Here is a 10,951-nt window from a genome sequence, read left to right as displayed (position 1 = left end):
CAGGGCGCAGACGCAGGGGTGCATCCCCATGGCCGCCCATGGGGATGCACCCCTCCCGCCCTGTTGCGTCACATCTCCTCGAACGGCTCCTGGTCCCCCATCTCGTCGCCCATGCCCGGCTGACGGCTCTCACGCTCACGGCTCATCCGCTGGGCCTGTCCCCCGGCCTCCGGCCCCTCCTGCCGGCCACGGCGCTGCTCCTGCCCCGGCTCCGGGCGGGGCCGCTCCTGCACGCGCTGCATGCGCTCACCGGACTGTCGGCCGCGCCGCGGCTCCTGGCTCCGCTCGCCCTGCGCTTTCCGCTTGGCCTGCTGAGCCTTCTCATTGGACTGGTCCTTGGTGCCCATGTGTCACTCCTCATCGGGTGAATGGCGTCGGGCCCGACAAGAGTGACATGAGCCGACTTCCTCCGCATTCCGGGCGCGTTCCGGATGCGCCCCGGACCGCAGAGCGCGAAGAAAACGCAGGTCAGAACGGTTGACGGAGCGTTACGGGTGACCCTCCGTGCCCACCGCGCGCGCCTTCTCGTCCGCCGCGCCGCCCTCGCCCACCAGGCCGCCCCGCGCCTCCCGGGTGGCCGCCAGCCGCGGCTCGGCGCGGCGCATCTCGCGCCGCCCCATGGCGTGGATGAACGCGGGCAGATAGCCGCGCACCGACTGCATACCGCGCAGCCACCACTGCGCGTACACATGCGCCGACCGCCGCTCGATGCCTGCCACCAGCCGGTCCACCGCCGGGCCCAGCGGATAGGTGCGGCCCGCGGGCCAGGGCAGCCGCTGCCGCAGCTCCCGCATCACCTCGTCCTGGTCGGCGCCGCGCACCATGTCGGTGTCCGTCCAGCTCAGATAGCCCACGCCGACCCGCACCCCACGGTGACCCACCTCGGCCCGCAGACTGTGGGCGAACGCCTCGACCCCGGACTTGGACGCGCAGTACGCCGTCATCATGGGCGCGGGCGTGATCGCGGCGAGCGAGGCGATCTGCAACAGATAGCCGCGGCTGGCGGTCAGCGCGGGCAGGAAGGCGCGGGCCGTGGTGACGCTGCCCAGCAGATTGACCTCGATCACCCGCCGCCAGGTCGTCTCGTCGGAGTCGAGGAACGGACCGCCCTGGGCCACGCCCGCGTTGGCGCAGACGATGTCCACCGCGCCGAACCGCTCCACGACCTCCCGCGCCACCCGCGCCATCGCCTCGGCGTCGGTGACATCGGCGTACCAGTGGGCGGAGTCGGTCGGCAGCCCCTCCGAGACCCGCTTCAGCTCATCGGGCTCCAGGCCCACCAGGGCGACCTTGGCGCCACGGGCGGAGAGCTTGCGGGCGAGCAGTGCGCCGACCCCCCGCGCCGCCCCCGTCACCACCACGACCTGGCCCTGAAGGCTTCTGCGCACGCTCATGTCGTCTGCTCCTTCGCTTCCGCTGCCGGGTGACCGGCTTCCGTCGCTGTCGTGGGGCGGGACTCGCCGGCATCCCCGCGGGGCTCGTAGGCATCCGTACGGGGCTCGCGGGCGTCCTTGCGTGGTTCGCGGGGGTCCTCGCGGGGTTCGCGGGCATCCGCGCGGGGTTCTGGCACGCTCCCCCGGGGTTCGCCTACGCCCCCGTACTCCTCGGCCAGTGCGCGGATCACCCCGGCCACCGCCCCGGGGTCCTCCACCGGAGTCATATGGCCAAGCCCCGGGAGTTCGGTGAGGCCGGTGCAGTGCGGCAGCCCGGCGGCGAGGGCGTGGGCGTGCTCGGGCGGGGTGAGCCGGTCGGCGGTGCCGACGATGACGGCCGTGGGCATGGTCAGCTCGCCGATCCGCGCGTCCAGTGCGAGGTCGAGCAGGACCCGGCCCCATCCGGCGCGTACGGCACGGGGGCAGGCGTGCAGGATGCGCGCGCACACGTCCACCGTGGCGGGGTCGGCACCGGGGCCCATCGTGGCGTACCGCACCAGCCGCTTGGAGAGCGGGGTGACCGGGCCCAGAGGGGCGCGTGAGCCGAGGAGCGCGCGGTGCGCCCACGCCCGTGCCCGTGGCGAGCGCAGCGGCACCACCCGCGAGCGGTCCACCAGCCGTGCGGCGCCCGTGCTGCACAGCACGGCGGCCGCAGCCCGCTCGCGCAGCCCGGGGCGGTCGGCGGCGGCCATCAGCGTCATCCCGCCCATGGAGTGGCCCGCCACGACGGCCCGCCGACCGGGCGGAAGGGTCGCCTCCAGCACCGCCACCAGGTCGTCGGCCAGGGCGTGGGTGCTGTAGCCGCCGGGGCCGGGGGCCGGGCTGCGGCCATGGCCGCGCTGGTCGTAGACGATCACCCGGTGGTCGGCGGACAGGGCGCGCACCACCGGCGCCCAGAAGGCCGTCGAGCAGGTCCAGCCGTGCGCGAGGAGGACGGCCGGGGCGTCAGCGTCATCGGGCCCGTGCAGCTCCGCGTAGAGCCGGCTCCCGTCGGCCGAGACGACGGTCAGGTCGCGCACCGGGACGGGCGGGGTGTACGGCCCGAAGGGCAGGGCAGGAGGCCGCCTCACAGCGCCCCCTTCCCCGCGCCGGCCGTGGATTCGGCCGTGGACACCGTGGCCTTGGCCGGGCCGGTGCGCGGCCGCAGCACCGTGTACTCGGCGAGGTCCACCCGCCGGGTGACCTTTCGCAGCTCGGTGGTCGTCCCGGGCCACAGGGTGGTGTTCCGGCCGTTGTCGAGGTACCAGCTGTCGCAGCCGCCGGTGTTCCACACCGTGCGCTTCATCCGTTCCTGGATCATGTCGGTGTAGGCGCGCACCGCGGCCGGCCGGGCGTCCAGCGCGACCTTGCCGCCCAGGGTGTCCAACTGGCGCAGATAGTCGGCCATATAGGCCAGCTGCGCCTCGATGACGAGGATCATCGAGCTGTTCCCGAGGCCGGTGTTGGGCCCGATGATGGTCAGGAAGTTGGGGAAGCCCGCCGCGCTGGTGCCGCGCAGCGCCTCCATCCCGTCCTTCCACTCCTCCGCGAGCGTGGTGCCGCGCGCCCCGGTCACCCGGTGGGCGATGGGGAGGTCGGTCACATGGAAGCCGGTGCCGAAGATGATCACATCGGCCTCGGCCTCGGTGCCGTCGGCGCCGACGAGGGTGGTGCCGCGCACCTCCTTCAGCCCGGCCGGGACCACGTCCACATGCGGCTGGGCGAGCGCCGGATAGTAGTCGTTGGAGAGCAGGATGCGCTTGCAGCCGATGCGGTAGTCGGGGGTCAGCGCCGCCCTCAGCGCGGGGTCCTTGACGGCCCGTCGCATATGGGCGGCGGCCAGCCGCTCGACGAACCGCATCTCGCCCGGCCGCTTGGTGAAGGCCCCCACCTGCAACTCCCGGATGCCCCACAGCACCCCGCGGCGCAGCACCCGGGTGGCCGGGATCTTCGTGTGCAGCCAGCGCTCGACGCCGCTGATCCGGCGGTCCATCCGCGGCAGCACCCAGGCCGGGGTGCGCTGGAACAGGGTGAGCCGGCCGACCTCGCGTGCGATGGCGGGGACGATCTGAATGGCCGAGGCACCGGTGCCGATCATCGCCACGCGCTTGCCGCGCAGGTCGACGGTGTGGTCCCAGCGCGCGGAGTGGAAAACGGCGCCGGGGAAGCCGTCGAGCCCCGGGATGTCCGGGGTCCGGGGATCGGCGAGCGGACCGGTGGCGCTGACCACGACATCGGCGGTCAGCGAGCCCCGCGCCGTGTCCACCTCCCAGTGGACCGCCTCGGCGTCCCAGCGCATGGACCGCACCTCGGCGCCGAAGCGCAGGTGCGGCCGCAGCCCGAAGGTGTCGGCGACCCGCTCCAGATACGCCCGGATATGCGGCTGGCCGGAGAAGTTCCGGGGCCAGTCGGGGTTGGGCGCGAAGGAGAAGGAGTACAGATGGGACGGGACGTCGCAGGCGCAGCCCGGATAGGTGTTGTCCCGCCAGGCCCCGCCGACCGCGTCCGCCCGCTCCAGGACCACGAAGTCGGTGATGCCCGCGCGGCGCAGGCGCACCGCCGCTCCCAGCCCGCCGAAACCGGCTCCGATCACCGCCACCCGCACATGCTCACGCGTCAGCCCAGCCATGCCGCCGCCTCCCATGAACGCTCGAAACGACCGTGCCAGCAATCACTGGCACAATGGGAGCGTAGGACAGGGATCTACCGAGCGGTAGGGGCTGTGGACAAAGAAGTTGCCGACGATCGCACCCGACCGGCCGCGGCATAGGCTTCCCTCGTGGCGAAGAGCGAAGCGGACGAGGTACGCGAGTACCGCATGGCGGAACTGGCCGAGAAGGCCGGGATCACCGTGCGCACCCTGCGCTTCTACCGGGAGCGCAAGCTGATCCCGCCACCGCGCCGCGAGGGCCGGATCGCCTGGTACAACGACCACCATCTGGCCCGGCTGCGGACCATCGCGGCACTGCTGGAGCGCGGCCACACCCTCGGCGGCATCGCCGAGTTGCTCGCCGCCTTCGAAAGCGGCCGCCGCGATGTCGGCGAGCTGCTCGGCCTGCCCGGCGGCGAGCCCTCCTGGCCCGCGGAGACCCCGGTCCGGCTCGCCCCCGAGGCGCTCGCGGACTACTTCGAGGGCCAGGTCACCCCGGAAAACCTCATCACCTCGCTCGACCTCGGATATCTGGCCGCCGACGGCGACGAGATCGTCCACCTCAGCCGCCGCCTGCTGGACGTCTCACACACCCTGGTCGAGCAGGGCATCCCGCTGGCCGCCGTCCTCACGGCGGCGCGCGAGATGCGCGCACACGTGGAAGCGATCGCCGAGATCTACGTCACACTCCTGCGCGACCACGTGCTGCCGGACGCCCTGGAGCGCGGCGAGGACGCCGGCGAGACGGTGGAGCGGCTGCGGCCGCTGGCCACCAGCGCGGTGGACGCCGAGCTGACCATGGCCCTGAACCGCCGGATGCCCGCGGACCTGGGCGGCGAGCCGCGCGGGGGCGCCTCCGGGCGTCAGTGAGCGCACGGAGGCGAAGAACCCGGCCCCCAGTGCTCAGTGCGCCGGGCCGTAGACCACCGTCACCGGGGCGTGGTCGCTCCACCGCTGGTCGTAGGCGGCGGCCCGCTCCACGGCCGCCTTGACCGCGCGCCCGGCGAGCCCGGGGGTGGCGATCTGGTAGTCGATCCGCCAGCCCGCGTCGTTGTCGAAGGCCCGGCCGCGGTAGGACCACCACGAGTACGGACCGGCGACGTCCGGGTGCAGGGCGCGCACCACGTCCACGTACGCCGCCTCCTCGAAGACACGGGTCAGCCAGGCCCGCTCCTCCGGCAGGAAGCCGGACTTCTTCTGGTTGGCCTTCCAGTTCTTGAGGTCGGCCTCCTGGTGGGCGATGTTCCAGTCGCCGCACACCAGCGCCTCGCGCCCACCGGCCGCCGCCCGCTCGCGCAGCTCCTTCAGATACGGAAGGAACTCCGCCATGAAGCGCTCCTTCTCGTCCTGACGGTCCGTGCCGACCTCACCCGAGGGCAGATACAGGCTGCCGACGGTCACGCCGGGCAGATCGACCTCCACATAGCGGCCGCTGCCGTCGAACTCGGACGACCCGAAGCCGACCCGGACGCCCTCCAGCTCGCGCCGGGCGTACACCGACACCCCGGCCCGGCCCTTGGCCGCCGCGGGGGCGTGCACCACATGCCAGCCATCGGGCTCGCGGACCGCCTCGGGCAGCTCCTTGGGTTCGGCACGTACCTCCTGGAGGCACACCACATCGGCCGCGGTACCGTCCAGCCAGGACACGAAGCCCTTCTTGGCGGCGGCGCGCAGCCCGTTTACATTCACGGTTGTCACGGTGAGCACCCCGGCACGATACGCCACAAAAACCACGCGCCTCCCCTACCGCATAGAAGTACGATCCGTCGCATGAATATCCGATCTATTCCCTATGACCACCCCGACGCCCTCAAACTCGACGAGGAAGTGCAGGCGGAGTACGTCGTGCGCTACGGCGAGGGCGATGCGACGCCCATGGACGCGGCCCACTTCGCCCCGCCGCACGGTCTCTACCTCCTCGCCTACGACATGGACGGCACCCCGGTCGCGAGCGGCGGCTGGCGCAGCCAGGAGCGCGGCGAGGAGGGCTACGAGGACGGGGACGCCGAGATCAAGCGGATGTTCGTGGTGCGCGCGGCGCGCGGGCGGGGACTGGCCCGGCGGATCCTGGCGGCGCTGGAGGAGAGCGCGCGGGAGGCCGGCCGGGTGCGGATGGTCGCCGAGACCGGCCTCGAGCAGCCCGAGGCCATAGGGCTCTACACCTCGTCCGGCTACGCGCCGGTGACGAAGTTCGGGCTCTACCGCTTCGAGGAGACCAGCCGCTGCTACGCCAAGCCCCTTACGGACGCGCCGCCCGTAAGGCCATGACGAGGGGCCCGCTCCGGATCCGGAGCGGGCCCCTTACGGCTGCCATGCGGCTGGGTTCGCGTCAGCCCTGCCCGGCGAATTTCTCGCTGATGGCGTTGAACACGCCCTTGGCCTCGGCCCCCAGATGCGGCCCGGCGAGCCAGGTGTGTCCGTACGAGCCGATCGAACTGTTGGACACCAGCATCGTCTTGCCGTCACGGTTGACGAACCAGCCGCCGCCCGAGGTGCCGCCGGTCATCGTGCAGCCGATCCGGTACATCGTCGGCGAGGTGGGCGAGAACGACAGCCGGCCGGGCCGGCCGGTGCAGCTGAACATCTTCGCCCCGTCATACGGCGCGGCCTGCGGATAGCCGTAGGCGCCGATCGAGCTCACCTGGTCCGCCGACGGCGCCCCGAACCACACCGGCACCGAGGCCCCGACCGTCTCCTCCAGCGACTTGCCGCTGCCGTTCTCGGGCTTCACATGCAGCACCGCGAAGTCGTACGCCGACCCCACCCCGCCGGTCTCACCGCCGTCCGCGATCCACTCGGACGAGGTCTGCGACCAGTCCGCCCACCACACCCCGTACGGGCTGACCTCGTTCTGCGCCGCCGTCTGAGCCTGATCGGCCGCCAGTCCGTCGTCGTTGTACGAGGGCACGAACACGATGTTGCGCATCCAGCCGCCCTGCTTGCCGGAGTGCACGCAGTGGCCCGCGGTCCACACCAGGTTGGACTTCCCCGGGTGGGCCGGATCGTCGACGACCGTACCGGAGCACACCATCGGCCCGTCGGGGCTGTCGAAGAACACCTTCCCGACCGGCGCCATGTTCTGGTGGTACGGCCGTGAGACCTCCTTGGCCGGCACGGCGGGCGGCTCGGGATCAGTGGCCGTCTGGTTCTGGCCGGCGCTCTGCGCGGAGACGGTGTTCGGCGAGTCCTTCGCCTTGGCCATCCTGGACGGCTGCCAGAAGTTCTTGATCACCGGGTTGGCGAAATCCGCCGCCTTACGAGCCCACTTGTCCCAGTCCTTCCAGCCGCCCTCCTTCCACTTCTTCAGGTCGTCCAGACTCGTCGGGACGCCTTCCGGCAGCTGGATCCCGTCCTTGGCCTGCTGCCCGGTGGACGCGGCCGAGGAGTTCGGCGTGGCAGCCGCCTTGTCGTCACCGGACCCGCAGCCCGAAGCGGAGACCACCAGCAGCGCGGTCATGGCCGCGGCCGCCACGGTGGATCGGCGTATGAGTGGCATGGAGCCTTATCCCCCTGTTGTGGTGCAGCTGTTGTGCTGTGATGCGTTAGTGCCGTACGGCTCTTTCACGCCACGGCCACTGAACAGCCACCTACTATGCCCGCGCCCCCGGCCCACGCCAGCACCCGTCTCACAGCCCGCACCAAACACGAACGCGGTCAGCACGATTCCATGACATCGCGCCCCCGAACGCCCAGGAGATGCGAGCAGCGGCATCAAGCCGGGTCCTGGGCTGTCAGTTCCTGTTGAGAGTACGGGACACGCCGGCGACGACAGCTGTGGTGAGGAGCCAGCCGACGGCGATCAGGAGATACGACAGCCATTGTGTCGCCCCTGTCCAGTGCCATGCGCCGCGCTGGCCGAAGTCACCGATAGGGAAGAGCAAGTCGATGGTGTAGACGAAGGGACTGAACGGGTCTCCCTCTCCTGGTTTCGTCTGGACCGGCGAGCGGGCGCTGAACACCAGGGTGCCGAGCAGGCAGAGTGCCGTCATCCACAGGGCGGCCAGCCAGGGGCGATAGCCGTACCCGACGGTGGCATCGAGCAGGTACCCCCACAGCCGACCGGTTGGCTTCAGGGTGTGGCGGCGGTGGCGTTGCTTCTCCAGCAGCACCCTCCGGGCGTCGTCGTCGTGGCCGGCCTGGCGGTAACAGGTGGCGAGTTGCTCGTACGGCTGCGGGGCATAGCCGGGATTCCTGCGGATCCACGCCAAGCGGTGGGCCACATCGTTCTGCGGGCATGTCCTGTCGGGGCGGAGGGAGCCGTAGACGAAGCCATCCATCCGCACCTCCTCGGGCCAGCTCTGCTCGCGGTCGTGCAGAACGGCGACCCTGGCACCCTGAAGGTCCACCGCTCCCGCGGGCGGCGCGGAAAGGGTGAAGTCGAAGGTTCCCACCTGCATTCCCACACCAAGCAGCGCCGTGTCGCTGCCGCCGAGAGTGGCTTCCTCGAGGGTCAGCAGGTCCGATATCCGAGCGCCCCGGATCCGCAGGACTCCTGCCGCGCTGAACCCCTTGGACATGTCCACCACCGGGGCTGTCACGTTGTCCGCGAACAGTGCCACGCCGCCAGGGTTCTCCAGGCGTGCGCCCGGCATGAACAGACCGCCGGGCAACTGTGCGCCCGGCAGCCGTACCCCGCCCCGCGCGATGAATCCCCGGCAGAAGACGCCGCCCCCCATGGCCAGGCCCCCAGCCCACACCGCCCATCCCCCGGGCGCCGATATCAGCGTCCCGTCCAAGTCCAGTTCCCCGGCCACGTGAGCGTTCATGAGGGAGAGATGGCCCGGTTCCATCACGCAGCCGCCGAGGTCGAGGTGGCCGTCGACGCGAGCCAGTTCGGCCCTGACTCCGGGAATCCAGCTGTCCGTGATCCGTACCGTGCGCGTCGATGCGGCGTAGAGACTGACCTCCTGCTCCAACCGGCATTCCTTCAACCAGAGCAGATGGCTGATGTCCGCACCGGCCAGATCGAGACAGCCAGTGACATGTGCGCCGGCGAGGCGCAGGGAAGCGACGCTGCTGGACTGCTCCGTGTTGCCGCCCAGCAGAAGGGCGGCCACGACCTCGGCACGGACCGTGCGCTCGGGTCCCCACTGTGCTCCCCTGGCGGGATCGTCGTCCTCAGCCGTCCCCGTACGCAGATCCACCCACCGCCCTTCGGGGAAGGCATCCCACAACGCGCGCTCAGCCGCGGTCAGTTCGTCGTAGGTCAGCACCGCTTCAGGTTACGGCCGGCCCGCCGGGATACGAGTGAATCGATCTCGCCGCGGCTGAAGTGAGCACGCCGCTGGAGGCGTCCCGGGTAGCCCCGCCCCGCATGACACACGTCACACCTGCGGTTCGCTGCTCGCCGCGCTCGGCGTGCGCCCTCGCATCGCGATACGGATCCTGCGGCCCACCAAGATCGCAGCAACCTGGGTAAGCAAGATCGTAAGTAGTTGCTGTACGTCGCTGTTGTACGGCAGCAGAAAGCCCCCGCCAGGTTTCCCCGGCGGGGGCTCTGATGTGCGTGGACCTGAGGGGATTTGAACCCCTGACCCCCTCGATGCGAACGAGGTGCGCTACCAGTCTGCGCCACAGGCCCTTGCGACGAGTGAAACTCTAGCATCCCCTGCGGGGTGCTCGGTAATCCGTTCCCCGCTGGTCAGTGAAGGGCCCGTCACTCGTTGGCGGCGCGCGGCCGGTCCTCGTCGGCGTACTGGTCGAAGAGGGGGGTACGGCCGCGGTCGCGGGCGCCGCGGGGTGGGGTGGCGACCGGGTCCGGGGCAGGGGCGGGGTCCTGGGCGGAGGTGGGGTCGACGGTGCTGGAGCGGGCGGAGCTCCAGGCGTCGGGGGCGGCCAGGTCGACGCTGCCGGTGGCGCGCGGGGCGACGGGCGCGGTGACGTAGGTGGGCAGCGGGACGGGCACCGGCTCCCAGCCCTCCCCGGCGGCCGGGCCCCGCTCGCGCTCGCGCTCCTGGTCCACCCACTCCGCGTGGTCGGTCTGCTCGACCAGCGCGCGGCGCCCGGCCGCGTGCGGGGAGGGCGCCGGTGCGGGCGCGGGCTCGGCCTCGGCGGGGGCGGGCGGGTCGGCGGGGCCGTCGTCGGCGGAGGGGCCCTCAGCGGGCGGATGCGCCCGCGGACGGCGCTCACGCAGCCGCTGCGCGGCCTGCTCGGCGTGGCGCTGGTCCATGGTGAAGGCGAAGCGGCGGCGCTCCTGGGCACGGAGGTAGGCGATATAGGCGCTGAGCAGTATGGCCGGGATGCCCGGGGCCCACAGGAAGGCGAGGCCGCCGACGGCCGCGACGATGGCGCCGAGGGTGAAGGCGAGGAAGAGGAGCACGGTGGTGCGGCGGCGGCGTGCGAGCACTCGCGCGCGCCGTCCGCGGTCCAGCGCGCTCCAGCCGCCACCGCTCGCGCGGACCGCACCGGCCGCGCCGGCCCCGCCGCGCGCACCGCCCGCACCCCCGGCCGCCGGTGCCGACGCCGCCTCGGCGGGGGTGTCGGCGCCCATGGAGACGGGTGCGCGCAGGGTTACGGGCTCGGCGAAGGCCCGGACGTCGATCGCGTCGGTCACCGCTTCCGGGTCGGCCGCGTAGCGCCCCGGCTCGGCGGAGGCGCCTCCCGTGGCGGGGGCGTCCGCGCCCTCGGCGGTGCGCTCCGCGAGGTCATCCGTCGGGTTCCCGGGGCGCCTGAGGTCCGCACGGCTCTTGGCGTAACGGCGCTCCATGCCCGCCCGTCCGGACAGCAGCCGGATGGCGGTGCTGAAGCGTTCCGTCGGACGGGCCTCATTGAGCTCGTCCTGCCTACGAAGCCACATCGGCACCAAATAGGCGGCCCAGGCCCCGACGATGACTGCGTAGATGAGGCCACTGCTGCTCACGCTCACACGGTAGAGGGGTCCGCATGAGGC

At 71.9% G+C, this 10,951-nt stretch carries 10 protein-coding genes and 1 tRNA gene; 2 read left to right on the top strand and 9 right to left on the bottom strand.

The window, feature by feature from the left end; all coding sequences use genetic code 11:
* Nucleotides 1–68: 68 nt before the first annotated feature.
* The 4 genes from N6H00_RS24615 to N6H00_RS24600 all read right to left on the bottom strand — a co-directional run bounded on the left by N6H00_RS24615 (nucleotide 69) and on the right by N6H00_RS24600 (nucleotide 4,041).
* Complete coding sequence (locus N6H00_RS24615; protein WP_268973998.1) at nucleotides 69–347, bottom strand: hypothetical protein; 279 nt, start codon at nucleotides 345–347, stop codon at nucleotides 69–71.
* Nucleotides 348–488: 141 nt separating this feature from the next.
* Complete coding sequence (locus N6H00_RS24610) at nucleotides 489–1,394, bottom strand: SDR family oxidoreductase (protein ID WP_268973997.1); 906 nt, start codon at nucleotides 1,392–1,394, stop codon at nucleotides 489–491.
* Nucleotides 1,391–2,503 (bottom strand): alpha/beta fold hydrolase, encoded by a 1,113-nt coding sequence (locus tag N6H00_RS24605; RefSeq protein ID WP_268973996.1) that lies wholly within the window; start codon nucleotides 2,501–2,503, stop codon nucleotides 1,391–1,393. The genes N6H00_RS24610 and N6H00_RS24605 overlap by 4 nt, the downstream gene beginning before the upstream one ends.
* Entirely contained in the window at nucleotides 2,500–4,041 is a 1,542-nt protein-coding gene (locus N6H00_RS24600; RefSeq protein WP_268973995.1) for a flavin-containing monooxygenase, read from the bottom strand. The genes N6H00_RS24605 and N6H00_RS24600 overlap by 4 nt, the downstream gene beginning before the upstream one ends.
* Before the next feature lie 189 nt (nucleotides 4,042–4,230).
* Between N6H00_RS24600 and N6H00_RS24595 the strand changes: the two genes are divergently transcribed.
* Nucleotides 4,231–4,932, top strand: a complete 702-nt coding sequence (locus N6H00_RS24595; protein WP_268977096.1) for a MerR family transcriptional regulator — start codon at nucleotides 4,231–4,233, stop codon at nucleotides 4,930–4,932.
* A gap of 33 nt (nucleotides 4,933–4,965) precedes the next feature.
* On the opposite strand, the gene N6H00_RS24590 is transcribed toward N6H00_RS24595, so the two are convergent.
* Nucleotides 4,966–5,769 (bottom strand): exodeoxyribonuclease III, encoded by an 804-nt coding sequence (locus N6H00_RS24590; RefSeq protein ID WP_268973994.1) that lies wholly within the window; start codon nucleotides 5,767–5,769, stop codon nucleotides 4,966–4,968.
* Nucleotides 5,770–5,832: 63 nt separating this feature from the next.
* Between N6H00_RS24590 and N6H00_RS24585 the strand changes: the two genes are divergently transcribed.
* Nucleotides 5,833–6,330 carry a GNAT family N-acetyltransferase gene (locus N6H00_RS24585; RefSeq protein WP_268973993.1) on the top strand — a complete coding sequence of 166 codons (498 nt, stop codon included), beginning with the start codon at nucleotides 5,833–5,835 and terminating at the stop codon, nucleotides 6,328–6,330.
* A 61-nt stretch (nucleotides 6,331–6,391) separates the two neighbouring features.
* On the opposite strand, the gene N6H00_RS24580 is transcribed toward N6H00_RS24585, so the two are convergent.
* The 4 genes from N6H00_RS24580 to sepX all read right to left on the bottom strand — a co-directional run bounded on the left by N6H00_RS24580 (nucleotide 6,392) and on the right by sepX (nucleotide 10,921).
* Complete coding sequence (locus N6H00_RS24580) at nucleotides 6,392–7,558, bottom strand: trypsin-like serine peptidase (protein WP_268973992.1); 1,167 nt, start codon at nucleotides 7,556–7,558, stop codon at nucleotides 6,392–6,394.
* 235 nt (nucleotides 7,559–7,793) lie between these two features.
* Entirely contained in the window at nucleotides 7,794–9,275 is a 1,482-nt protein-coding gene (locus N6H00_RS24575) for an oxidoreductase (protein ID WP_268973991.1), read from the bottom strand.
* Nucleotides 9,276–9,569: 294 nt separating this feature from the next.
* A tRNA-Ala gene (locus N6H00_RS24570) sits at nucleotides 9,570–9,643 on the bottom strand.
* Between the two features lie 75 nt (nucleotides 9,644–9,718).
* On the bottom strand, nucleotides 9,719–10,921 hold the full coding sequence (gene sepX / locus N6H00_RS24565; RefSeq protein WP_443073027.1) for a divisome protein SepX/GlpR: 1,203 nt from the start codon (nucleotides 10,919–10,921) through the stop codon (nucleotides 9,719–9,721).
* Nucleotides 10,922–10,951 lie beyond the last annotated feature (30 nt).

The sequence above is a fragment of the Streptomyces sp. S465 genome, assembly GCF_026898115.1.
Taxonomy (GTDB): Bacteria; Actinomycetota; Actinomycetes; order Streptomycetales; family Streptomycetaceae; genus Streptomyces; species Streptomyces luomodiensis.
The sequence above is the reverse complement of the archived record's forward strand: the minus strand, read 5'-3'. Positions and strand labels throughout refer to the sequence as shown.

Excerpts from the sequence above, each read along its gene's own strand:
- N6H00_RS24615 (WP_268973998.1), bottom strand. The coding sequence starts at position 347 with ATGGGCACCAAGGACCAGTCCAATGAGAAGGCTCAGCAGGCCAAGCGG.
- N6H00_RS24610 (WP_268973997.1), bottom strand. The coding sequence starts at position 1,394 with ATGAGCGTGCGCAGAAGCCTTCAGGGCCAGGTCGTGGTGGTGACGGGG.
- N6H00_RS24600 (WP_268973995.1), bottom strand. The coding sequence starts at position 4,041 with ATGGCTGGGCTGACGCGTGAGCATGTGCGGGTGGCGGTGATCGGAGCC.
- N6H00_RS24595 (WP_268977096.1), top strand. The coding sequence starts at position 4,231 with ATGGCGGAACTGGCCGAGAAGGCCGGGATCACCGTGCGCACCCTGCGC.
- N6H00_RS24585 (WP_268973993.1), top strand. The coding sequence starts at position 5,833 with ATGAATATCCGATCTATTCCCTATGACCACCCCGACGCCCTCAAACTC.
- N6H00_RS24580 (WP_268973992.1), bottom strand. The coding sequence starts at position 7,558 with ATGCCACTCATACGCCGATCCACCGTGGCGGCCGCGGCCATGACCGCG.